Origin of the sequence: Micromonospora sp. NPDC000442, assembly GCF_042898635.1 — a bacterium.
Taxonomy (GTDB): Bacteria; Actinomycetota; Actinomycetes; order Mycobacteriales; family Micromonosporaceae; genus Micromonospora.
The window spans coordinates 14710-36873 of sequence record NZ_JBIAYZ010000035.1 but is presented as its reverse complement, the minus strand read 5'-3'; the positions used below and the strand labels follow the sequence as shown (position 1 = coordinate 36873).

At 67.4% G+C, this 22164-nt stretch carries 20 protein-coding genes, 1 tRNA gene and 3 pseudogenes; 10 read left to right on the top strand and 14 right to left on the bottom strand.

The genetic code is table 11. The annotated features are described in order from the left end of the window. Positions 1-223 precede the first annotated feature (223 nt). On the top strand, positions 224-3568 hold the full coding sequence (locus ACFY2A_RS29650; protein WP_387176523.1) for a CHAT domain-containing protein: 3345 nt from the start codon (positions 224-226) through the stop codon (positions 3566-3568). A 14-nt stretch (positions 3569-3582) separates the two neighbouring features. Here ACFY2A_RS29650 and ACFY2A_RS29645 read toward each other — a convergent pair whose 3' ends face one another. From ACFY2A_RS29645 to ACFY2A_RS29630, 4 genes and pseudogenes are all read right to left on the bottom strand, one after another. After that, positions 3583-4476 (bottom strand): hypothetical protein, encoded by an 894-nt coding sequence (locus ACFY2A_RS29645; RefSeq protein ID WP_387176521.1) that lies wholly within the window; start codon positions 4474-4476, stop codon positions 3583-3585. Between the two features lies 1 nt (position 4477). Further along, entirely contained in the window at positions 4478-4840 is a 363-nt protein-coding gene (locus ACFY2A_RS29640; RefSeq protein ID WP_387176519.1) for a hypothetical protein, read from the bottom strand. Positions 4841-5177: 337 nt separating this feature from the next. Next, a pseudogene (locus ACFY2A_RS29635) lies at positions 5178-5970 on the bottom strand (IS5 family transposase); the annotation flags it as partial. Positions 5971-6049: 79 nt separating this feature from the next. Next, the gene (locus ACFY2A_RS29630) at positions 6050-6559 is read right to left on the bottom strand and encodes a hypothetical protein (protein WP_387176517.1); all 510 of its coding nucleotides are present in this window, start codon (positions 6557-6559) and stop codon (positions 6050-6052) included. Positions 6560-6782: 223 nt separating this feature from the next. Between ACFY2A_RS29630 and ACFY2A_RS29625 the strand changes: the two genes are divergently transcribed. Beyond that, positions 6783-7052 carry a hypothetical protein gene (locus ACFY2A_RS29625; RefSeq protein ID WP_387176515.1) on the top strand — a complete coding sequence of 90 codons (270 nt, stop codon included), beginning with the start codon at positions 6783-6785 and terminating at the stop codon, positions 7050-7052. Between the two features lie 305 nt (positions 7053-7357). Then, the gene (locus ACFY2A_RS29620; RefSeq protein WP_387176513.1) at positions 7358-7906 is read left to right on the top strand and encodes an aspartyl/asparaginyl beta-hydroxylase domain-containing protein; all 549 of its coding nucleotides are present in this window, start codon (positions 7358-7360) and stop codon (positions 7904-7906) included. A gap of 207 nt (positions 7907-8113) precedes the next feature. On the opposite strand, the gene ACFY2A_RS29615 is transcribed toward ACFY2A_RS29620, so the two are convergent. Then, on the bottom strand, positions 8114-8725 hold the full coding sequence (locus ACFY2A_RS29615; RefSeq protein ID WP_387176511.1) for a hypothetical protein: 612 nt from the start codon (positions 8723-8725) through the stop codon (positions 8114-8116). A 778-nt stretch (positions 8726-9503) separates the two neighbouring features. Between ACFY2A_RS29615 and ACFY2A_RS29610 the strand changes: the two genes are divergently transcribed. Next, a complete protein-coding gene (locus ACFY2A_RS29610) occupies positions 9504-9878 on the top strand; it encodes a VOC family protein (RefSeq protein WP_387176509.1) in 375 nt (124 codons plus the stop codon). A 117-nt stretch (positions 9879-9995) separates the two neighbouring features. Here the strand turns inward: ACFY2A_RS29610 and ACFY2A_RS29605 are convergent, their stop codons facing one another. Then, complete coding sequence (locus ACFY2A_RS29605) at positions 9996-10553, bottom strand: hypothetical protein (RefSeq protein ID WP_387176507.1); 558 nt, start codon at positions 10551-10553, stop codon at positions 9996-9998. Positions 10554-10579: 26 nt separating this feature from the next. On the opposite strand from ACFY2A_RS29605, the gene ACFY2A_RS29600 reads away from it, so the two are divergent. The 4 genes from ACFY2A_RS29600 to ACFY2A_RS29585 all read left to right on the top strand — a co-directional run bounded on the left by ACFY2A_RS29600 (position 10580) and on the right by ACFY2A_RS29585 (position 13875). Then, the gene (locus tag ACFY2A_RS29600) at positions 10580-11032 is read left to right on the top strand and encodes a hypothetical protein (RefSeq protein WP_387176505.1); all 453 of its coding nucleotides are present in this window, start codon (positions 10580-10582) and stop codon (positions 11030-11032) included. A 58-nt stretch (positions 11033-11090) separates the two neighbouring features. Next, positions 11091-11624, top strand: a complete 534-nt coding sequence (locus ACFY2A_RS29595) for a DUF4279 domain-containing protein (RefSeq protein WP_387176503.1) — start codon at positions 11091-11093, stop codon at positions 11622-11624. A 15-nt stretch (positions 11625-11639) separates the two neighbouring features. Continuing rightward, positions 11640-12350, top strand: coding sequence for a hypothetical protein (locus tag ACFY2A_RS29590; protein ID WP_387176501.1), 711 nt, complete (start codon positions 11640-11642; stop codon positions 12348-12350). 301 nt (positions 12351-12651) lie between these two features. After that, positions 12652-13875, top strand: coding sequence for a sugar efflux transporter (locus ACFY2A_RS29585; protein ID WP_387176499.1), 1224 nt, complete (start codon positions 12652-12654; stop codon positions 13873-13875). Between the two features lie 62 nt (positions 13876-13937). Here ACFY2A_RS29585 and ACFY2A_RS29580 read toward each other — a convergent pair whose 3' ends face one another. From ACFY2A_RS29580 to ACFY2A_RS29555, 6 genes and pseudogenes are all read right to left on the bottom strand, one after another. After that, a complete protein-coding gene (locus ACFY2A_RS29580) occupies positions 13938-14534 on the bottom strand; it encodes a GIY-YIG nuclease family protein (RefSeq protein WP_387176497.1) in 597 nt (198 codons plus the stop codon). Positions 14535-14727: 193 nt separating this feature from the next. Then, positions 14728-15966: a family 1 glycosylhydrolase gene (locus tag ACFY2A_RS29575; RefSeq protein WP_387176495.1), complete on the bottom strand. Its 1239-nt coding sequence runs from the start codon at positions 15964-15966 to the stop codon at positions 14728-14730. Between the two features lie 8 nt (positions 15967-15974). Next, positions 15975-16142 carry a hypothetical protein gene (locus ACFY2A_RS29570; protein WP_387176493.1) on the bottom strand — a complete coding sequence of 56 codons (168 nt, stop codon included), beginning with the start codon at positions 16140-16142 and terminating at the stop codon, positions 15975-15977. Between the two features lie 656 nt (positions 16143-16798). Continuing rightward, positions 16799-17707 carry a phosphotransferase family protein gene (locus ACFY2A_RS29565; RefSeq protein ID WP_387176491.1) on the bottom strand — a complete coding sequence of 303 codons (909 nt, stop codon included), beginning with the start codon at positions 17705-17707 and terminating at the stop codon, positions 16799-16801. 358 nt (positions 17708-18065) lie between these two features. Beyond that, positions 18066-18386, bottom strand: a pseudogene (locus ACFY2A_RS29560) (RibD family protein); the annotation flags it as partial. Positions 18387-18390: 4 nt separating this feature from the next. After that, positions 18391-18966, bottom strand: a pseudogene (locus tag ACFY2A_RS29555) (IS110 family transposase); the annotation flags it as partial. A 152-nt stretch (positions 18967-19118) separates the two neighbouring features. Here ACFY2A_RS29555 and ACFY2A_RS29550 point away from each other — a divergent pair. Beyond that, a complete protein-coding gene (locus tag ACFY2A_RS29550; RefSeq protein WP_387176489.1) occupies positions 19119-19592 on the top strand; it encodes a SitI3 family protein in 474 nt (157 codons plus the stop codon). Positions 19593-20522: 930 nt separating this feature from the next. On the opposite strand, the gene ACFY2A_RS29545 is transcribed toward ACFY2A_RS29550, so the two are convergent. Continuing rightward, positions 20523-20597: transfer RNA gene (locus tag ACFY2A_RS29545), tRNA-Val, on the bottom strand. Positions 20598-20647: 50 nt separating this feature from the next. Then, entirely contained in the window at positions 20648-21325 is a 678-nt protein-coding gene (locus ACFY2A_RS29540) for a TIGR02611 family protein (protein WP_387176487.1), read from the bottom strand. Between the two features lie 297 nt (positions 21326-21622). Between ACFY2A_RS29540 and ACFY2A_RS29535 the strand changes: the two genes are divergently transcribed. After that, positions 21623-22054 carry an SsgA family sporulation/cell division regulator gene (locus ACFY2A_RS29535; RefSeq protein ID WP_007457244.1) on the top strand — a complete coding sequence of 144 codons (432 nt, stop codon included), beginning with the start codon at positions 21623-21625 and terminating at the stop codon, positions 22052-22054. Positions 22055-22164: the final 110 nt, after the last annotated feature.

The following is a 22164-nucleotide window of genomic DNA, read 5'->3' as shown; positions in this document are numbered from 1 at the left end:
GCGGAACTGCACGGGCTGCAACCCGGTGAACGGGAAAATCCACTCCTGGCGGGCTACCGAGATCACCTGCACCCCGACATGATCCATCATGGACGACCGACGGAGTTACGAGACGTCCCTTAGCAGCGGTCCTGGAGAACGTCGACAGCGATCCCGAAGCGGTACTCCGTGACGACGTCACCGCTGGCCTGGCTTCCCTGATCGAGGCGATGCCCGGCCAGCCGTGGGAGCCGGCCGCCCGATACGTAGCCGGTCAACTGCGGCTCATGCGCGCAAGGCTCGGCGTGGCGCCGACGTCGACCTGGCCGACGCGCCCAACCCGGAGCTGCTCGCCGGGATCGAGTTGCTGCGTCCGCTGTCCGACAAGCACCCGGATATGCTGCGTCCGCTGGTCCGCGGCGTCCATCGCGGCACGCATGTGGTGGTGGGCAATGGCATCGTCGAGCTCGTAGAGATGTGGAACGGACGGCTAGCGGACCTAATCGCAGGCGACTTCGACCAGCCGGACGCGTTGGCGGCCGGCCGGGTGGCCTACCGCCAGGTGGAGAGCCGCTCCACAAACGACCATCGGAGTCGTGCGCAGCACCTGATCAACATGGGCTCGTTCCAGCGGCAGCTCTTCCACGCCGATCAGGATCCCCAGGCGGCGCTCGACCGGGCGGTCGACCTCGCGCGCCGCGCGGTGGCGGCGCCGGCCCCGGCGGACACGCACGCCGTCGCCCTGCTCCTGTTGGCGGTCTGCCTCGCCGACGGGATAGACCGGGCGTCGACGGTGGCCGACTACACCGAGGCCATCGCCGCACACCGGGCCGCACTGGACGCCCTGCCGGACGGGCACCCGTACGAACGGACTCTCCGTGTGCAGCTCGCGGGCCTGCTCGGCGACCTCGGTAATCGGCTGAACTCGGAGGAACTAGTCGCCGAGGCCCTGGAGATTTTGCGCGGCATCGGGGCCTCCACCGGTGAGGCGGACGGCGAGCTGGCGCTGATATATGCGATGGGCCTGTCGGTGTACTCGACGCTAACGGGTCGCCGCGAGGACCTCATCGAGGCCGTGGACATCCTGCAGCGGATGGCTGCAGACCTCGAATCGGCCGGGCGACCGTCCGCCAGCGTCTACCACGACCTGGCGAACGCGGTCAGCGATCTCAACCAGCAGGTCGGGGACGCGCGCCTCGGCGCCGAGGCCGTCGAGGCGGCACGCCGGGCCGTCGACCTGGAGCCGACGCCGCGTCACCACAGCAATCTGGGCATGCGGTTGCGAGAGCAGTACGAGCAGGCGCCGCGCGCCGAGTTGCTCGACGAGGCCGTCGTCGAGCTGCGAGCTGCCTACGACTTGGGCGTCGACGATCCGTACCGGCCGCGGTACCTCGGCAGGCTCGGTCACGCCCTGGTGCTGTGGGCTGAGCGCACCGGCGACGGGCAGGCACTGCGCGAGGCCATCACCGGACTAACCCGCGCCAACGAGGAGACCGCTCCCGATGACTCGTTCCGCGCGAGCCATCTGGTGAACCTCGGCTTGGCGTACACAATCGCGGCCCATTGGCGGTGGCCGGGCGCCCGAGCCCGGGCCATCGAGGCGTACCGGGCAGCGCTGGCCGTGCTGCCAACAAATCACATCAAGCGCGGCCGGTATCTGGCCAATGTGGCATCTGTGCTGCTGCTCGGGGACGACGCAGAGCGCGCCGAGGGCATCGAGAGGCTGCGCGAGGCCATTGCCGTCACCCGCGAGGACCAGCCGGACCGCAGCCTCGCCGAGGGTAACCTTGCCAGCGCGCTGCTGTCGCAGTACCGGTCCGGGCACGACCCGGCCGTGCTGGACGAGGCGCTGAAGCTGGCCCGATCGGCTGCCGGGCGCCTGTTCCAGGCGAATCTCAAGGTCCGGCTACTGCTGGCCGAGCTGCAGCTGGAGCAGGCGGCTACGGACGATGCCACAAGCCTGCGGGAGGCGCTGGACCTGTGCCGGGTGGCGGCGCAGGACCCGGGCGCCGCGCCGACGACAGCCATTGAGGCGGCATCGCTGTGGGGCCGCGGCGCCGCCGATCACCAGCTGTGGGCGGAGGCCACGACGGCCCTGGCGTTGGCGGTGCGTCAGTTCCCGCTGCTCACCGCGCGGGAGCTGCGACGCAGCGACCGTGCGGCGGTCCTCGCCCGGCATTCGTACAGCGTGGCCGCCGACGCCGCCGCCTGCGCGCTCAACAGCGGCGAGCCGGAGCTCGCGCTGGAGCTGATCGAGGCCGGCCGCGGGGTGCTGATCGGGCAGGCGCTGGAGCTGCGCGACGATCTCGCGCGGTTGGCCACCTACGCGCCTGACCTTGTCGATGCGTTCGAGCGGCTCCGGACTGACATTGAGACGCTGGAGGGCGCCCACGACGAGGGGCTGGGCAGCGGCGCAGATCCGGCCGAGTTCCGGGCCTGGCGAGACCGATGGACCGCCCTCATGGCCGAGGCCCGGACCCGGCCGCATCTGGAGCGCTTCCAGCTGCCTTCGACCTGCGATGAGCTGGTCGCCCTCGCCGGAGACGGGCCGATCGCCGTCGTGAACCTCAGTCGATACCGCTGCGACGCCCTGCTCCTGACCTGTGGTGGGCTGATCGCGGTACCGCTGCCCGGGCTTTCGCTGGACTCCGTCCAGCAGCGCCTGCCGGACTTCGTCGGCACCGTGGACGACATTGGCAAGACGGCGCCGCTCAAGCGGATGCGAGCCCGCGAACAGGTGGTCGAGGAGATGCTGGAGTGGCTGTGGGAAGCGGTCGCCGAGCCGGTCCTTCGCGCGCTCGGTTTCACCGGCCCGCCGGGCGAGGGCCAGCCCTGGCCGCGGATGTGGTGGATGCCGACGGGGTTGCTGGAGTTCTTCCCTCTCCATGCGGCGGGCCGCCCGGGCGACGGCGGGACCGCAGTCCTTGACCGGGTGGTGTCCTCATACGCCTCGACCCTCGCCGGGCTGCGCCGCGCCCGCCACCACGTCGGCGGCACCATGTCCGGCGGCGGCGCCGTGATCGCCGTCCCCGCGTCGCCAAGCCACGCGCCGCTGCCGGGCGCCGCGGCGGAGGCGGCCGCGATCTCGGCACGCTTTCCGGAAGCGTCGCTGTTCATCGGGCCAGACGCAACCACCGGTGCGGTCCTGTCAGCCCTGCGCGAGCACGAGTGGGCGCACTTCGCCTGCCACGGGTACGCCGACGTCGTCGAGCCGGCCCGCAGCCGCCTGCAGCTGTACGATGGCCCTCTACGACTGGGCGACCTGTGGCAGCTGCGGCTGGGGGCGAAGTCGTTCGCGTTTCTCTCCTCGTGCGACTCCGCGCAAGGCGGCGTTGCCAGCATCGACGAGGCGCAGCAGCTGGCGGCGATGTTTCAGGCTTCCGGGTATCGCCACGTGATCGGTTCGCTGTGGCGAATCGTCGACGCCCTCGCCGCCCAGATCGCTGACGACGTCTATGAACGCCTCGCCGCGGCCGGGCGCCGCCTCGACGCCGTGCCGTTTGCGTTGCATGACGCGATCCGCCGGCTGCGGGCCTCGTACCAGCGCACGCCCGGGTTGTGGGCCGCGCACGTGCACTTCGGTCCGTGAAGCTGCCCGGTGCCTTAGGTCCCCTTGTGGAGCATGCGGTTGAGTCGATGGCCGGCGCGGGTTTCCGAGATGCCGGTCGGCATGCCCATCGCCTCTGCCAGCTTGGGCAGGTGCAGGTCGGCGATTGACTCGACGAGGTCGCCGTAGGCCGCGGCAGCTTGCCGGCCGCGGCGCCAGCCATGTAGCGCGACGACAACGCCAAGGATGGCGAACGGCCAGCTCAGCAGGCCGAGGACCGTGTACAGCACACCCCAGGCCAGCAGCGTCGCTGCGCCCGCAAACGCCGACCACACGGTGCGCACCTCCGTGCGCTGCTCGGCCGGAACCAGCAGCCATAGCCGCGGCCAGGCGACGGCGAGATCCACGCCGTACTCCGCCATGACGAGCGCTTGCACCGCGGCGATTCGATCGCCGATCCACGTGGGGCGGCTCGGCGGTACCAGGCCCACCCGGTTGCGGCGGCGGGCCAGCTCGGCCGCAGGCAGCGCTGAACCCCCCGGCGCGCGGGCCGTGCCGAGCCGCTCGGCGCGCACGGCTGCCTCGTACTCACCGTGGCGGCGCTCCCACCGCTCGGCCCGGCGTTCGCGCAGCGGTCGCCCGAGCGCGGCGAGCGGCGCCGGCCAGTCGCCGCTCCACAGCCAGCGCACGGCCCCGGCACACGCCGAGGCAAGCAGCGCGGCGGCCGCCGCCGACAGCAGCACAGTCAGGACCGCGAGCAGTGGGTCCCGGCGGGCTGAGGCGGACAAGCTGGCGAGCTCCAGCCGAAGTGTCGTGGTCACCGTGCGCGGATGATGCCCGAGCGAGTGGGCGGCGACCGCGGCGGCACAGTACAGCAAGCCCGGTACCGCGAGCGTCAGGAGCCACCGCTCGGCGAGCTTTTTGCCTAGCTCCGACAGGAACGTCTGCACCTCAGCCGTCCTCGGGCTGTAGCGGCATCTGGTTCAGCAGGCAGTCAGGCACGGCCATGCCTGGCCGGCGCACCCACGCGTAGCTGCACAACCCGAGCGGGCAGACGTAGATGTCCGTGCTCGGCAGCCGCTCGCCGGGCCAAGTCCCTTGGAATAGCGGGCCGAACGGGTCGGAGCGCGGCCGCCCGGCGACCGGCAGCCCCAGCGACCGCAGCACTTTGCGCAGTGCCGCGCCGACGTCCTCGCCCAAGCGTGCCCGAGCAATTAGCGCGTCGAGCCGCTCGGCGAGGCCCTCCTGGGCCGCAATGTCGCTCAGGTCGTCCAACTCGTCGCAGACTCGAAGTTCGGGATTGAACGGATCCACATTCTGATGCTAATCACTCACCCAAGCAGGTTGAGATCCTCGGATGAGAGGAAAGTCCGCTCGTGGGGCTGGTCCCTCCGAATGACTACGCGTTTCGATGGGAGCCGACACACATCGACCAGCGGATGAGGATCCGTCGCCGTGCACGCTCATGTCGCCGACCGCGCGTTGCGTCGTGTCGGTGACCGTCCCCTTCGGTATATCGGTCCTTCTGCCCGCCGTGGCTCGCTCCCCGCCCGTCTGCCGAACCCGAGGATGCTCAGGCACCCGAGTCTGCGGGTGTAGATCGGTGATGGCTGCAGATCGCGTTCTCTAAGAGGTCCTGACTCTTTGAGTGTTGGAGTCGGCGCCAGCAGATGATGGCGCAGGCGAGGGTCATGAATGCTTCGTGGATGTCGTCGCGGATCTCCCAGCGGATGCGCAGGCGGCGGAACCAGTGCAGCAGGGCGATGGTCTGTTCGACGACCCAGCGTCGGGTGCCCAGTCCTGTCCCGTGGCCGGTGCCGCGTCGGGCGATGACGGGGGTGATGCCCTTGGCGCGTAGGTCGCGGCGGTAGCAGTCGTAGTCGTAGCCGCGGTCGGCGTAGATGCGTTCGGGTCGTTGCCGGGGCCTGCCGCGAGTGCCTGTGATCCGGGGACCTTGTCGACCAGGGGCAGCAGTTGGGTGACGTCGTGGCGGTTGCCGCCGGTCAGCGCTGTGGCGAGGGGGATGCCGCCCGCGTCGGTGATGACGTGGTGTTTCGAGCCTGGCTTGCGGCGGTCGACCGGGCTCGGACCGGTTTTGGGCCGCCCTTGAGCGCCCGGACGTGGGAGCCGTCGATCACCGCCCGGGACATGTCCAGCTGCCCGGCGGCGCGGAGTCTGCCGAGTAGCACCTCGTGCAGTCGTTGCCACACCCCGGCGTCGTTCCAGTCCCGCAACCGGCGCCAGCAGGTCATCCCCGACCCGAAGCCGAGCTCTTGAGGCAGGTACTCCCACGGAATCGCGGTGTAGAGGACGAACAGGATCCCGCACAACACTTTTCGATCGTCGAAGGGCTTGCGGCCCGGGTAGCGGCGCCGGCGGGGTGCTCGGGGCGGCAGCAGCGGCGCGGTCTCGGCCCACAGATCGTCCGAGACGATCCACGGCAGCTGCTCACCCCTCCTCACGTTCAGACAGAACGACCCTCACGTCCCAAGGACACGCCCAACATCATTTCGTTAGGAGCTCTTAGGGGTAGCTGTCCTTGTGAAGATCGCCTGCCGACGAGCCGGCGTCCAACAGATCGACTGCTTCCCTGACGATGGCCACGAACTCGTCCGGTGGGATCGTCGCGACCAAGACCTTGCCCAAGTCATCCGGCAAGGGATGCCTCGCCCGCCAGAACTGAAAAAGGATCACTAGTTCATCGTCCAGATAGGCGTACGCCGACACATTGTCAAGGGTCTCGCTCCACTGCAGGAACCAGAAGTGCTCCCGAAGGCCGGTCTCGTTCCCGTGTAAAAGATGAAAGATCTCTTCCGGCGCTCGGTCGTGGAACGGGCAGGGACTGACGTCGCGCCGACGAACCCGGTCCGCGTCCGACCACATGTACGCCGAGAAGGACGGAACGTAAACCATGTTGTCGTCAGTGGTCAGCCGTCTGTCAGCCGCCCAAACGTCGACGACGCGGAGTGCGGGCGGGCTCATCGCGCCGATCTCCACCGCGAACGTCGCTCGGTCACCGAATCGTCGGGTCATAGGCCAGGGAGGCTAGCAGCCACGCGGGGCCAAATACCGGCGGTGAGCGCCAGGCCAGGCGGCGCACGAAATTCGGCATAGCACAACGTCCGCGCCAGCCAGACTCAGCTACCGACGGCGACGGGTGAACCGACCGCACCTGCGCTCAAGGCGGCAAAGGAGTGCACGCGCTCTGCTGGTCGACGGCGGGCTGTGTGGCCGTCCGACATGCGATCATCGCCGCATGTACGAGCGGGCGGACGAGTTGCGACGATTGCTCAACGAGTGGGATTTCATCGGTGTCTTCGATCCGGAGACCAACGTCGACGAGTACGACTGCATGCTCTCGCCGCTGTTGACGAGGCTGGCCGGTGGAGCGGACAGTAACGAGATTCGGGAGTACCTCGACGAGGAGATCGGCGGTCACTTCGGTATGTCGCCCGAGGGTGCCGGCACTGGGCCCATGGCCGAGCGTCTGGTTGCCTGGCGGGAGGTGGGAGACGGCGAGCACTGACCGATCTGGCGGGCCGCCGCGTCGGAGCGGGTGCTGCGCGACCTCGTCCGGACTGGCTTCGCGTCTGCCTGGGCTGCCTCGGTCAGTTGCCGAACAATCTCGGCGAACCCGACGTCGGCCACGATGGAAGCCGATTACCGCGCCATGCCGCCCCGGAGCCATTGATATTTGGCCAGGCCACACTCGGACGGCGGCACGAGCGTGCGCCTACCTGTGGAGGTCCGAACATTGGCCCACCGAAGTTTCGCGCCCACGGAGTGGCGTCCTAGCCCATACCACCCGACGTTGGCGCATGATGGTTTCTCATGTTCGTAGACCAGCGGCAGTTCCCCTTCCTGGCCGACCTGCGGGCACGGTGGGATGCCATGCGGGATGAGTGCCTTGCTCTCCCGCTTGATGCCTACCAGCCGTGGGTCCAGCGCGAGATGTACGGCCAGGGCTGGAGTGTCTATGGACTTGTCGCCTTCGGGGATCGGATCGAGGAGGCGCTCGCGGCATGCCCGGATACCGCCTCCGCGTTGACGAAGGTTCCTCACCTGACGACTGCTGGGTTTTCTCGGATGGCTCCTGGCACCCAAATCAAGCCACATCAGGGATGGGTTACCACCGTTTACCGCGCGCATCTCGGGCTCGTTGTGCCGCAGGACTGTGCGCTGCGAGTGGGCGACGAGACTCGACAGTGGCGCGAGGGTGAAACCTTCGTCTTCGACGACACCGTCACGCATGAGGCGTGGAACTACGGCACCGGCGACCGCGTCGTGCTCTTGTTGGACTTCGTCCGTCCCGGCTGCGAGGACATGCCGCAGGATGAGCTACCGGCCTCGGTGGCCGGCTTCGTACGGCGCGGCGAATGAGCCAGACCACGCCAGGGCACTCCACGCCCCTCATATCCTCCCGTCCCGGGAACCCCGCCGACCGCCAGGCCGCGCTGCAGCACCTCTGGGCACACGATGCAGCGCGGTGTGCGGCCAGATGTGCACCGAACACGGCCCGCGCATGCCGTAGCGCCGACGAAGGTGATGATCATCGAGTCTCAGGAAGCACGGCAAGGAGCATTTCGATCACGAGCCGGCCATCAGGCGGGTAACGACGGGGCGGAGCCAGTCGAACCAGGCCGGGCTGTCGTAGAGGCGCTCGGGTACCAGGAACCGGGTCTCGTCGATCGGGCGGACCTTGTCGTCGCGGACCGGCAGCAGGATGAACTCCAGCTTGAACGGTGCCGACCGCCGGCCGAGGGCACGCTCAATCTCGCCGACGAACGTGCTGTGGTCGGCAGTGCCGGGCGGGTGCGCGAGCATGCCCGCTCGGCTCCGCGTGCGGTGCCAGTCCTCGGCTTCGGACCAGCGCCGCACGACGACCTCGTGCAGCGCCGGCCAGGCGGTCAGGCCGGCGAAGTCGGGCGGTCCGAGTTCCGTGTAACGGGCCAGGTCGACCCGGTCCGCCGGGCGGGGCAGGTCCAGCACCGCCCGCCACCAGCCCAGCCAGCCCTCAGCCAGCGGCGCTGCCGAGGCGAGGGCCGGCGCCGGGAGCGGGGCGATGTCGAGCGGGCCGGGCACCACGCCCCCGGCCGACACATCGATCCGCTCGGCCGTCCTGATCCATAATGGCCAGTCGTGCTGCTGAGTCCACCTGCTGATTTGCATGCTCCAGGATCCGGACGGTCGCGTGTGCATGCCGCCTCCATCGAGTGAAGATCCGCTGACGGATGTACCGACTCATCATCCCTCCGACTGCTCCAAGGTCAGACGCACTGTTCTCGGCTACGTCCGCGCGGCTCGCGGCAGAAGCGGACGTTTCCTGGGGCTCGTCGTTGGCGGGGGTTCGTCGGCGGGTCGACATCAGTTGATCGCCGTTTCACACTTGGTACCGTGACAGCCGATGGGCTTGGGCGGCCAGGCCGACCCCGTGTGACCACGCTGGTGCCTGACTGGGTGTACAGCCGAGCCGGGCACCTCGTCTTCACCGGCGAGTCGGGTATTCCCGATCCGCCGCTCATTGCGGCGTTGCGAGCTGCCGCCTTCTCCTCGCTGGTCGGCGTCCTCGTCGGCGTGGTGGTCGTCTTGGCGGCCGTTGTCATCGGGTGGGATGACCCCGCTGTCGGCGTGGCCGCTTTCGGCGCCTTCGGAATGCCTCGGATCCGCCGGGGATATCGGCTGCTTGCAGCGCTCGCCCTAACGATCACCACCGCCGGTTGCCTGGTAGCTGGCATCCTCATAGATCGGTGGCTGCCCGCACCGTGGGATCTCTTCCTCCCACTGGCCCTCGCCCTGACCATCGGCAGTCTGGCAGGGACCGCCGTCACCTACCTACCGCGCCACATCCGGAGCGGAAACCTGAGCCCACACTGCAGATCGCAGACTGCGCGAACGGCCGTGCCGAGCGCAGCGCGAGTCGCGCGATCTGTGGAAGAGGGTGTCGGGCTGGCTCACACATCTCATGAAGGAGCGGGCCGTGCGCTCGACGCTGACCCTCGCGGCGATCACGCTTGACTGCGCCGACCCTTTGGAGTTGGCCGCGTTCTACCAGCGGGCCACCGGACTCGCATTGCACCCCAAGTCCGACGACGAGTTCGCCGGGCTGACCCGGGAAGACGGGCTGTTCATCGGCTTTCAGCGAGTCAACGAGTACCAGCCGCCACGCTGGCCGGCACAGAGCGCGCCTCAGCAACTACACCTCGACTTCGCAGTCGAGGACCTCGACGCAGCGGAGGCCATGCTGCTGGCACTGGGTGCGGCCAAGCCCGAGCACCAGCCGGGCGGAGACCGGTTCCGGGTACTCACCGACCCGGCCGGGCACCCCTTCTGCATAGTCCCAAACCGGCACTGACAACGCCGACGTCACCCTCGCAGACGAGCGCTTCGCGGCATGTCCCGGGTGTCCGATCTCAGGCAGAACCCGCAAGCGGTGCTGGCCCCCGGTCACTGATACGTCTGCGGCTGCCCCTTAACCGTCATCCTTCACCAGGCCAGCAAGGTGCGCACAGGGCCGCTCGACCTCGCGGTGCCAGGCGCTGCCGATCACGGCGACGGGGTAGCTGACCTCCCTGACCCTCCCGTCAGCGGTCTCTACCGCAAATCGCATCGACAACGGCTCGCTGTCGAACGGGATCGAGCAGTCGATGTTCACCTCGACGTCAATCCAGCCGGTGCCGCCGGGACGCAGCAGCCGAGACTGTCCGGTACCCCGGACCCGGATACCCGGCAGCTGACCGGTAGCCGCACTGGCAGTGACCGGTGCCGGCCCCGCATTGATCACCGCCAGTTGCCCCGCCATCTGATAGACGCCCTCGCTGTCCCCGCCCCCGCTACCGCCGGACGCAACGAAGGCCACAAGGGAGACCGAAGTACTCTGCTGCCCCCGAAACGCCAGGCACGATAGTCCCGACCGCTGACCTTCCCGGCAGTACAGCAGCCAGTACAGCAGCCCAGCTGTCGGTGCGGCAGGGGTGGAGGCTGGCGCAGTCCCCTCGGTACGAGCGTGCTCCGACAGGTTGCCCGACAACGTGCGGAATATCGGATGATCTGTGCGTGGAGATCATCCATCTGCTGCAGGCGGGAGTGACCCGGCCGCACCTGGATCCGGTGGCCGGTGCCACCTGGCTAGCCATGGTGTACGACAGCGCCAGGGCACTGCACGGTGTGGTCACGACGTCGGTCGAGGAGCCGACGGTCGGCCGAAACCACTACCGGGTCGGTGTGCGGATGCGTGATGCCAAGCCGTTGAGCATCCTGTTCAACGCCGCGGTCTTCCTGGTCGCTGCAGCCGAACAGCAAGACCCCCACATGATCAACGCGGTGCTCGTTGACGTCCCCGGCGAGGACATGTACCGCCGCGCAGGGCTACGGGTCGCCACCAGGGCAGAGCTGAATCAGCCGCTCCGCGAGCGGCACCTGCATCTTCTGACCGAAGAAGAACGCCGGGATGTCGCCTACCACCAGCCGAGCCGGCTCGGCGACCTGCTGTTCAACTGGTTCGACTGAGCCGCCCTCCGCGCGCACCATCGGCGGCATAGCGGATGTCTTCATCGGCGCTGCCGGAATGAGCAACGCCCAGATCGTCGAAGCATGCCAGAAGTCCTACGATCTTCAGATCGTGGACAGCGACGAAGACCAGGGTGCAGCCGGACCTGCAGTGATCAGGTGCGTTCAACGCGCCTACCTGAAGGTGGCGCCGGCGCAGGATGCTGATGGGTTGGACTTCGATCCGGCACACGTCACGCAGCTGGTCGGGCTCGAACCCACGCGGGTCCACCGGCGCGGCGAAGCCATGGGCCAGCGCATTCACAGGTCGAGCGGCTGGTACGTCGACGTGCCGCAGCGGGATGAGTACGACACCGAACTCCTTCTCACGGAGTTACTCGATGTAATCGAGCCTCACGCCGAAGGGCTTGCGCGCGCCCGGCAGATGCTGGCACTCCAGGCGGGCGTCAACGTCGTGATCGAAATGCACTCCGGACAAGACGGGGCCGGCGATGTCCTGGTGACGACTCCCGCTCTCCACCTCACCGTGGGGACGATACGGCGACTGGCCACCCTTCATCTGTGGCTCGACTGCGATCAGTACGTCTACTGACAGGCGACGCCCGTCATGCCCACCTTCACCGAAGCCGACGAGATTCGCCGTACCTGCGAGCCCTCAGCGCGGCAGATCCGTGCATGGCGGAGTGGTCCCATTGATCCGCTCTTTTCGGGCCCGCCTGTTGCCGGAGACTGGTGGGTGAGTAACGAGCAGCGAGGCGTGATCCTCTACGGCTATGGAGTTGACGCCGCGGCCGAAGCACTGCGGGAGCTCGATCAGCGGTATGTACCGGTCGATGCGGCAGCATCGGAGTCAGGGCAGGTGTTGGTCGTGTGTTGCCCTGACGGAGCGGAGGCAGATGCCGTGCGAGAGGCGGCACCGGGTATCGCCTGGCTGGTGGTTGAGCTATACCGACCAGAGGATGAGGTACAGCACGCTCGTGATGTTCGGCTGTGGCTGAACACCTCCCAAGTCGAGCCCAAGTCGGCGGCGATGGCAATTGACCAGCCTGATCTCGTGACTTGGTACGAGGTCATCCATCCCATTCGCGTCGGCACGGTCGACGATGGCGCAGGTCGGGATGACTACAGCAACCTCACCTTCAACCTGCCGGATGGAAATCGGATGGTGGCGCACGCGGTCCAGGCGGGTCTAACAGCGCCGCCGTGTCTGCCACCAGGTGCCGAGATGGTGCTACCAACGGATGATCTCTGGGTGTTGTCCCAGTTCCCGTCGCTCGGAAAACTGATATGCCGGACTTGCGCAGCCCGGCACGCGTGATGCGGTCTCGGTCGACGCACAGCTCGGCCATGCTCGCTCATCGGCCCGATCGAACCCAGTCTGAGGATCCCCGCAGAGCGACGACCGGTCCGCGGCAGATGCGGATGCCGAATTTCTGCTCCACCAGCTCGGCTCGTGGCTCGAATCCGCAGACCAAGCGGAGACGACGTACGACTCGAACATCTGCGGTCGCCACGGATGTGCCGGTGGGTTCAGGCATTGAGGCGCGCTCGTCGAAGCACGAAGGTGCGGCTGCGGGACTAAGTTGGCGCGCTGCGTCAACGGCGTTACTGTGCGACCCATGGCCGTGGGTGTTGTGCCGCACCCGCGGTACATCGGCCGTGAACTACTCCCCCTTGCTCTGGTCTTTCTCGCCGTCGGCATCTCTACAGCGGTGGTCGAGCCGTTCCGTTCGCTGTTCCTGAGCACGGCTGTGCGGGCCGACCCAGTCCAGCTGACGGTGTTCCTGATCGTCACACCGCTTGCCGGCGTGATCGCGTCGACGCTGATCGGGCGGCTGTCCGACCGCCGGGCCATTCGTCGAGGGCTGTTGATCGGCACATCCGTCGCGGGCCTGATCGGCATGGGACTGACCGCATTTGTACGCGACTATTGGTTCCTGCTCGCGCTGACCGCGACCGCGACAGCGCTGGCCGGAGCGCTGTTTCCACAGACCTTCGCCTACGCCCGCCAACTGCTGGCCCACAAGGGCTCCAACCCCGCGATGGGTATCAGCACGCTGCGGACGGTCTTCTCCCTCGCCTGGGTGGCTGGACCGCCGCTGGCCGCTGTCCTGCTGGATGCGGGCGGCTTCGCCTATATCTTCGGCACAGCCGCGGCGATGTACGCGACCGCCGCGCTCGTGGCCATCTTCTGGCTGGACAAACTCGACACGCCAACAGCGCCGACCGACTCCCCGGACGACGAGCCCCTTCCTGACCTCGCCGGCACCCCTGCAGCGTCACGGTCAACGCTGCTGCTCACCGCGGCAGCGTTCACGATCCTCGTGTGTCCGTTGACCCTATGCGTGCAGGCACTACCGCTGTTCATCAGCACCGATCTGGGCGGCGACGCGACCGACGCCGGCCTCATTCTCGGCCTCTGCGCCGCGCTGGAGATCCCGCTGATGCTCGGCCTCGGGATACTAGCGACCCGGATCCGGGTCCGCGCGCTGGTACTCGCCGGCGCCTGCTGCGGTGTCGCGTACCACGCGTTAGCCGCGGTCGCGTCGACGATCTGGGTGCTGGCCGCCGCGCAGATCCTCAACGCGGTCTTCATCGCAGCTGTGGCGGGGCTTGGTATCACCTACATGCAGGACATGCTGCCGCTACAACCGGGCCGCGCCACGACACTGTTCACCAACTCCTTCCCAATCGGCGCGATCCTGGCAGGTCCTCTGTTCGGCCTGGCCCAACACCTCGGCTATCGATCCGCATACATCGTCGGGGCGGCTCTCTGCTCCGCCGGCCTGCTAGCTCTACTGATAACCCGCCCCTCCGGCTCCGCGTCCTCGATACCGCGATAGCCGTGGCCATCAGTGAGACTCGAGGTGGTGGCGGAAACAACGCACCATCTTCGGCTAATCAGCTACAGCGTTGGCGGAGGATCGGCCGGGCGGCTGCTGGCGTTGTATGAGTTCTTGGCGGCGACAACGGCCGGCTGGATATGTTCGGGGTCGACGCCGTGGACGTTCAGCGGCGGGTGCATACGCCGGACAAGTTCGGTCTCGATGGTCGCCGGTTCCGGGTCCTGCGCCCACGTCAAGCGCAGGTGTGTGTGCATCCACGTGGTCAGCCGCGCCTCATCCTCGGAGACCAGGACGACCCCGTCGGTCCAGGTCGTCCGGTATCTCTCGGACACCAGAAGCCCGGCCAGGGTACGGCGCAGCGTCGAGCTGCCCGAACGCCTCAGATGGTTGCGCAGGATCCGCCCCCGCAGGCTGGTCGCCCGTCCGAGATACAGCAGCCGTAACGACGGGACGTTCTCATTCGGCAGCCCGGGAAGATCGGGCAGGACCGACGGGGCAGCCCACCAGGCGTAGACACCGCTGCCCCGACTGAGCCGCTTGACGGCAGCGTTGAGCTCGACCGGCACGCCGCAGAGCAGCCGCAGAGCCTCGTCGACGCGGACTTCGTCGGTGGGCACGTCGTCGTGTCGCCGTTCAGGAATGATCTTCGAGACCATCGTAGGTCCCGGACAGATCGTGGCCGGGGCCGGAACGACCGGCTGCCCCACGCAACGGCACCTGCACCACCCTGGCGGGGACGCTGCCATGCGCTCGGTGTGGCTAGATCAGTGCGTGGGCCACCGCTCGAGGGACGGACGCGTGCGAAGCCTGACTGCGGTGTGCACCCGCTCGGTTGCCGGCGGCAGCGATTCAGTTCAGGCTCCGGCTGGCCGCGATGGCGGCGTACCCGCTGGTGCTCGGTTTCGGGGTACGAGAGAACGTCTTCCTGTCTACCATGTGTAGCCCGAAGCGGATGGTGTCGTAGCCAGCGGCCCACTCGAAGTTGTCCAGCAGGGTCCAGTGACAGTAGCCGAGCACCGGTACGCCGTCGTCGATCGCGTCGAGCAGGCCGGCCAGCGACGATTTGATGAAGGCCGCCCGTAGGGCGTCGTCGTCGGTGCCGATGCCGTGTTCGGTCACGAAGACCGGCACGCCGCTGATCTCGTGTGCGTACCGCACGGCGCCTCCAAGCGAATCCGCGTCGATCGCCGAGCCCAACTGGTTGAGGATAGCCCCCTGCGGTGGCGGCAACAGCCCGTCGGCGTCGTAGAGCGCGCTCTCGTAGTTCTGAATGCCGATGAAGTCGTCTTCGCGTGCCAGCCGCAGCCAGTGGTCGTACACCTCGGCTCGCTTGCGGTCCCGCAGCGTCGCGTCGTCGCCGGCCACGCGGTCGTCCACGATGGCGATGGACAGGCCCACGGGCAGGTCGGGCCGCTTAGCCTTGAGCGCTGCCCGTCCGACGAGGTGGCCCACCGTCATGCCGTCCCGCATGGCGTCAAGTTCTTCCGGCAGCATGATGTTGCTGACGCGGTAGCGAGGCACGCCCGCGGCGGCGCTCGCCGCCTCCAGCATGGCCCGCTCCGATTCCCGGACGGATGCTGGCAGGTCCGCCCAGGACAGTAGCTGCGGCAGGTTCGGTTCGTTGAGCGTGACGGCTGCGGCGATCCGGTCACCGAAGTGGTCCATCACCTTGGCGCAGTACCGGGCGAACAGCTCGGGTGCGGCGGCATCCAGCCAGCCACCACGCTTGGCGAACCAATGTGGACAGGTCATGTGGTTGACGGTCACGACCGGAGCCAGACCCCGCTGCGAACAGCTGTCGACCATCGCCGCATAGTGATCTAACGCCTTGCTGGAGAAGCTGCCTTCCCGTGGCTCGACCCTGGCCCACTCCACCGAGAACCGGAAGGCACCCAGTCGCATGGCCTCAACCAGGTCGAGGTCCTCTCGCCATAGCATCCAGCTGTTGCAGGCACGGCCGGAGCGTTCGGCGAAGACCGTCGGCTGGACGTTCTCCAGGAACCAGGTGTCGCTGCTGGTGTTGTCCCCCTCGGTCTGATGACCGGAGGTGGCCACACCGAACAGGAAGCTGTCGGGAAAACGCCTCATGCGGCTAATCATCCCTCGACCGCCCCAAGATCGGACGCACTGATTTCGGCATGAGCGAGCGTGCATCCCAGGGTGATGACCTGAACCCTTCGAAGGTCGACGCCTTCGGGCTCGCCGAAGACGTCACCGAGCAGGAAGCCCTGTTCAGAAGGTTGGCGGTGGGATTCGAGTCCCATTTCCCGGGATCCAGACCGCCGCCATCACGACGGCACCCAGAGCCGTGCATCGATGGAACACCGCCCTCGTGAATGGGCGTCAGTGGGGCCGGGGACCACAGCCGGCGCCATCCAGACAGGGAGCAGCGAACCGTGACCACTTCGGTGTTCTCTGGGAGGTCACGCCAGGCCGCTGGCCCACATCGCCGCAGGTCAGAGCCTCGGGGCTGGCCAGAGCCGGTGAGCACTTCGGGCGCGGTGACCACTTCGCCAACCTGCACCCGATCTGCTCCCACTTGCAAGGCCAGCCGATCCAGCAGCTCCTTACCGCCGTGACCTGCGCATACTCCCCTACCAGGAGACATAGAGCGCTGTCGACTGCCGTCCAAAATCGTGGAGCACTCCGTGTGAAGCGGGACGCCGCACCGACTCTGACCTGCGGAAACAGAAACCCGCAGGTCGGGGTGGGTGCAGTTGAGTGCCGTTCAGTGCCGTTGGGCGCTGTTCAACGGTGTTCCGAGCACCCATCTGCTCCCAACGTGCTCCCTAATCTCGGAGGTCGGCTAACCGACTTGCGCGGCCTTGGCCGCGCGGGCCAACGCCGATGCGAACAACAGGTTCGCCGTGCTGGGCGCCTCGGTTCCCCACGACCAGAGGCTCCCAACCCCCGGAATACATCAACCAGACGGCGCAGACGCTGCCTCACGAAGTCTCTTCTGCCGGCTTTTACTCGGCTGTGGCCGCCGCTGCATCTGCGCCCTGCCAACGGCCTGACCCTTGTCGTCGTCCGCAACGGCTCCGGCAATCTCCCGCAATACTGGCCAGCCAGGACTGAGCCGCACGTCGTAGCCGTACGTCTCGGCGAACTGAATGTACTGATCTTCGGTGAACCAGCCGCACTCGTAGTAGAGGGCGCTGAGGGTCAAATCCCACTCCGGCGGTCCGACACAGACGGCTTCCAAGTCGACGAAGGCATGCCTACCGTCGGACGTGACGAGAAGGTTCTCCATGTGCGCGTCACCGTGCAGAACCGCCTCCCCCAACTCGAAGGGCGCCTGCTTCCACCGTGCCGCGAGGCGATCGCGAAAATCGCACAAAAACGCTCGATCGGCAGCGTTCAGGGCCGCGCCCGTCATCATCTGCTCATTGAACCTGGAGAACGGTGACAGACGAGGCAGCAGCCCGCCCGGCTGCTGAACACGGTGCAGCTGATGCAGACACCGGGCCAGCGTCACCAGATCAGCAGCTCCGGCACCTGCCAGATACTCCCAGAACGAGACCACGTAGGGGCCGACGAGGATTGGCTCCGACCGGACGGGCCGCACAACCGGAACATCCTGCGACGCCAGCCAGAAGGGGACCGCGATCTCCTGCCCCACGTCACGACCCGCTTCACCACCGGGCACCACCCGGGCCAGCGCTTCTGCGCCGGGCAATACGACCACGCCGTTCTCACCGACCCGGACTACCTGCGCGTCATCAGCCGGTACACCTGCCACTGCGGCAGCCGACACGGTGACGCGGACAGCCTCATCAGGAAGCACGAAACCATCCTCCCCGAAATCCTCCTCATCCCGCTTGGTCACGATCTTCCAGGTTCGAGCGTGGCGACAGCGCGCTCGCCACGGGCACGGATCTCGCGTGCGCTCGATTGACAACCTTCTGCCGACCTGACAGCTTCGGCCATCCTCGGCACCGCCCGCGTCCCCGGCCTTACCGATACGCAGACCAGCGCGGACGTGACCCTTCGTCGATAAGGAGGTACCAGTGCGTCCGTGCATCTGCGCACGCCGTTCAAGCGGCGCCGCTTCCGGTGCGCCGAACCCGCCTATGCCGGTGAGGCGTATGTCTGGCGGACCGCAGCGTTGGCGATGACCTCCCCGCGATGTCCGGTACGCGGTCAACCGCCCTCAACAGCGGCGAGTCGGAATCGACGGACGGCGTTCAGTCAATCGAGGTGAAGCGGTCGGAGAGGGCGTAACGCTGGAACACGACGTCCCCGACCTGTCGTACCTCGGCAAGGCGGGCCCGGCTCGTTGATGTCCATGAGAACGGCCCCGGGTTCACGAACCGGGGAGCGTCGGCCTCGCCGACGAAGAAGGGCGCCACGACAAGGCGCAGCTCGTCGGCAAGATCTGCCGTCAGCAGTGCGGTGTGTACGCTACTGCCGCCCTCGACCAGGAGCCGACCGATGCCGCGCCCGGCGAGGTCGGCCAGTACGCGCGGGAATGAGAACGGTTCGCCACCGTCAACGACCGTCGCCACGGACCTGGGTCGGAGTGGGGGCTGCGGCGAGCACGGCGCGGGCTTCGGGTCGGGTGATACCGCCGCGGGTGTCGCGGAAGGCCTGCAGAGATGTCGGGTAGTACTCGCGTAGCAGTGAGCGCAGCTTGTTGTGGGCCTGGGTGCGGTCCCATACGGCGTCTTGTTGCGCCCGTGCGAGGACCGCGATTGCCTGGACCAGTTCGGAGTCGTCGGGCAGCGGCCGGTGCATGGTCATGTCGGTGCGCAGAATGTTGGCCAGGACCACCGCGTCGACATGGTCGGACTTGGTACGTGAGACGGTGTATCGGTCTCGATAACGAGCGACCGCGACCGGGTTGATCGCGTAGACCTGTCGACCGGTCGCCCGCAGGCAGGCCACCAACAAGCCCCGAGAGGTTTCGATCGCCACGGGGATCGGCTGTTGCGGGTTGTCACCAGCGTCAGCGAACAGGTCGATCAACTGCCGGTAGCCGACCGCGTCATCAGCGATTCTCAGGCGTGCGACCAACACGCCGCTGTCGTCGACGATGGCAACGTCATGGTGTTCCTCGGCCCAATCTATTCCGCAGTAGACAGTCATAGGCACCAACCCCTGGAGACGACATCAGAAATACGGGCAAGCCCGCCACGACCACGCCGCAACCTAATGAAAGGACTCTCGGGTCCACCATCCCACCAGCGTTTTGTGACCGTGGACGCCCGCGTGGCCCTCCACCGTTGTCGAAGGATTCGATGATCCAGGCCAGTCCAGAGGTGGCCCACACGAGCCGGGGCCCCGGCAACGCGGGCGATATCCCGTTGGAGCAGGTGGCCGCCCTTGCCGCTCCGGAGGGTGTCGAGGAGTCGACTCTGTCGGGCTACCCCCGGTTGCTCGGTGCGGACCTCAAGCACCACTTCGGGTACACGGTCAGCGCCTACGGCGGCAGCAACGGCTACTTCGACGCCGAAGACGACGATGGCTCCAGATGGGAATGGGAGCCCGACACGTACATCAACGTCGTCTTCTCCATGTCAAAGCAGGACCCCTCAGATCGGGCGATACCTGACATGGTTGCGGCCGTTGGCCGTGTGCTCGCCGGCCGCGCCGAGGACGCCGCGCTGATCCTGAACGGCAACTGGCTCCTACTCACCCGCACCACCGGAACCCTGTGCACGCACCAGCCCGAGTGGTGGGACACTTACGGCACCAGGAACCTCCTTCCGTAGGCGAGACCTTTCCCGGGGCGGCCGTCACCTCGGTGGGCACTCCGGCCCCAAGGCGCGGTCCCGCCACCCATGACGGCAGACCCGGCAGCGCCGGACATGACGCACTCGGCATCGACAATCTTTAGGAGCATGCGTCCAGCGGTCGCCACTCGACGAGGGACCACGCCGCAGCCACCGCGAGCCAACCTGCCCGGCAACCATCCCGCACTGCTCGGCGGTGGCGCTTACCCGACGTCGCATCGCCTTTTTGGATCTTGCTGGCGACAGTGTCGTGGTGGAGTTGTCCCGGCACCGGTAGACGAGGGCTTTGAGGCTGATGCCCGGCGGCGTCCGAGTTCGAAGTCGAGCCAGGGTGCCAGTTGTCGGCCAGGAGCGTGCTGGGGCGAGGACTCGGCGGCGAGCGCGGTGACCTCGCGTTCCAGGACCTGGCTGCCGGGCTCGGCGTCGTGGTGCAGGAGTAGGTGTCCGCGTTCGTGGGCGGCTCCATCCGCGAGCAGGCCTTGTCGGTCTTGGCGGGGTTGAGGAAGACGAAGGCCGTTGGCCGCACCAGCGAGAGAAGTCGTCGATCCATTCGAAGACCTCGGGTGGCTGCCGGCATTGCCATCGGGTGGCAGGCCTGCGGGCACTCAGCGGTGTCCCGACCTCCAATGTGGGACAAGGTCGACAGTGCCTGCAGGTCAATGGCGGTTAGAAGAATCTCCGCGACGCCCACCGGTCCCAGAACCGACCCGTCCGGGCCTCGGGATTCCGGATCCTGCTCTGACGATCTCGACAGCGACCACGCGGTCGTCGGCCCCCGGAATGGCGGGCCGGGGGCCCGGCCGGCGTCATCGCCAGCCTGCTCCCAACCTGCTCCCAATTTAAGGGGTCAAAGCCAAGAAGCTCGTTACCGACCCATCCGGCAACGAGCTTCTGACCTGCGTATATTGATGGTGGGCGATACTGGGATCGAACCAGTGACCTCTTCGGTGTGAACGAAGCGCTCTCCCGCTGAGCTAATCGCCCTCAGCGCGGATGACTCTACCCGATCCGGCGCGCGGACCGCGAACCCGGGGTCAGTGGGTCGCGAGGTAGTGCAGCACCTGGGCGATCACGTCGATGCCGAGGCTGTACTTGATCGACAGCAGGGCGACGGCGCCGACGAAGACGAGGCCGACGGAGCCGATCACCAGGCGTACGGGAAGTGATTGTTTCTTCACCCAGGCCGTCCAGCCGTGGACGTGGCGGCGGGTGAAGGCGAGCAGGCGTTTGGCCCAGTGGAACTCCACGGCCCAGATGCCGAGGCCGGCGATCACCAGCAGCCAGCCGGGGCCGGGCAGCGGAATGAGTGCGATACCGATGGTGACCACGAGGGCACCGAGCACTCCAAAGATGATCTTCAGTGCGATTCGGCCGGTGGGGTTGGCTCGGATCAGGGCGAGGGTGGTGGATATCCGTTGCCGCCACGCCGCCGGGTCGCGTCGCTCGGACACGGCGACACCACCCCTCTCGCGCTGCGCACCACCGGTCATCTCCCCACGATGCCCCTTCCCGGTCGATCTATCCCGACTTCCCCCCGGGTAGCCACGTCCGTTACGCACTCGGACAGCCGCCGCGCCGCGCTCACCTACCCGACCGCGGTCGATCACTGACCGACCGTGCCGGCTTCTCCGCTTCTTCGGCACCCCGTACCCCCGCTGTTCGGCTGTGCGGACCGCGACGTTCGACGGGTCTCGCCCGGTCGCCGCATCCACTGAGGATGACGTCCGCGACCATTTCACGCCCCAGTGTGGCGCGGGCCCGTCACTGCAACCGCCGACTGGACGTTACCGGAGTAAGTCGACGACTCAACAAACCCGATGCCGGGCAGGATGAACCCACTGGGCAGAATCGGAAATCCTACATGAATTTTCACATTCACGAGGCCCTTCCGACCCCCTTCCCACCACTGGGTGAAGTCAGCGCATGGCGGAGCGTAGCCAGGAGTAGCGGCTGAGTATGGGAAAAGCGGGACACGCGCGTTCCGCAGCGGTGCCGGGGGGAGAACGTTCATGAGTGTCATCCGACCGACGACCGTAGAGGTCGAGACGTCGCTAAGGCTCGTCGCACCTGACGCCACCGCCTTGCCGGTGCGCGCCAGTCTGCGCTACGACCCTGCTGACCCGTATGCGGTCCATGTCCTGTTCCATGCGGAATCGGCTGGCGGCGAGGCGGTGAGTTGGTCCTTCGCCCGCGAACTGCTGGTCACCGGACTGGACGAGCCGGCGGGCATCGGGGACGTACGGGTCTGGCCCTGGGCCACCCCGCGCGGCGATTTCGTCGCGCTGGCGCTGTCGTCGCCGGACGGCAACGCCCTGTTCGAGGTGCCGCGCAGCGTGCTGGTGCGCTTCCTGCGGCGGACCTACGTCGTCGTCCCGCGCGGCCGGGAGGCCGAGCACCTGGACGTCGACACCGCGGTGAACCGGCTGCTCGCCGGTCGCTGACAGACCGAAACCGGGGCCGCGCGAATCTGCCGAGTTCGCGCGGCCCCCGCCCATCCCCCCACACCCTCCTCCGCGATCTTGCACTTTCGGTCGTCGCTATGCGGCTCTTG

What these genes read in the sequence shown, in the direction of transcription:
- ACFY2A_RS29570 (WP_387176493.1), bottom strand. Translation starts at nt 16,142, where the DNA reads ATGGGACTCGAATCCCACCGCCAACCTTCTGAACAGGGCTTCCTGCTC.
- ACFY2A_RS29585 (WP_387176499.1), top strand. Translation starts at nt 12,652, where the DNA reads ATGGCCGTGGGTGTTGTGCCGCACCCGCGGTACATCGGCCGTGAACTA.
- ACFY2A_RS29620 (WP_387176513.1), top strand. Translation starts at nt 7,358, where the DNA reads ATGTTCGTAGACCAGCGGCAGTTCCCCTTCCTGGCCGACCTGCGGGCA.
- ACFY2A_RS29625 (WP_387176515.1), top strand. Translation starts at nt 6,783, where the DNA reads ATGTACGAGCGGGCGGACGAGTTGCGACGATTGCTCAACGAGTGGGAT.
- ACFY2A_RS29590 (WP_387176501.1), top strand. Translation starts at nt 11,640, where the DNA reads ATGCCCACCTTCACCGAAGCCGACGAGATTCGCCGTACCTGCGAGCCC.
- ACFY2A_RS29595 (WP_387176503.1), top strand. Translation starts at nt 11,091, where the DNA reads ATGAGCAACGCCCAGATCGTCGAAGCATGCCAGAAGTCCTACGATCTT.
- ACFY2A_RS29580 (WP_387176497.1), bottom strand. Translation starts at nt 14,534, where the DNA reads ATGGTCTCGAAGATCATTCCTGAACGGCGACACGACGACGTGCCCACC.
- ACFY2A_RS29575 (WP_387176495.1), bottom strand. Translation starts at nt 15,966, where the DNA reads ATGAGGCGTTTTCCCGACAGCTTCCTGTTCGGTGTGGCCACCTCCGGT.
- ACFY2A_RS29535 (WP_007457244.1), top strand. Translation starts at nt 21,623, where the DNA reads ATGAGTGTCATCCGACCGACGACCGTAGAGGTCGAGACGTCGCTAAGG.
- ACFY2A_RS29630 (WP_387176517.1), bottom strand. Translation starts at nt 6,559, where the DNA reads ATGACCCGACGATTCGGTGACCGAGCGACGTTCGCGGTGGAGATCGGC.
- ACFY2A_RS29615 (WP_387176511.1), bottom strand. Translation starts at nt 8,725, where the DNA reads ATGCACACGCGACCGTCCGGATCCTGGAGCATGCAAATCAGCAGGTGG.
- ACFY2A_RS29550 (WP_387176489.1), top strand. Translation starts at nt 19,119, where the DNA reads ATGATCCAGGCCAGTCCAGAGGTGGCCCACACGAGCCGGGGCCCCGGC.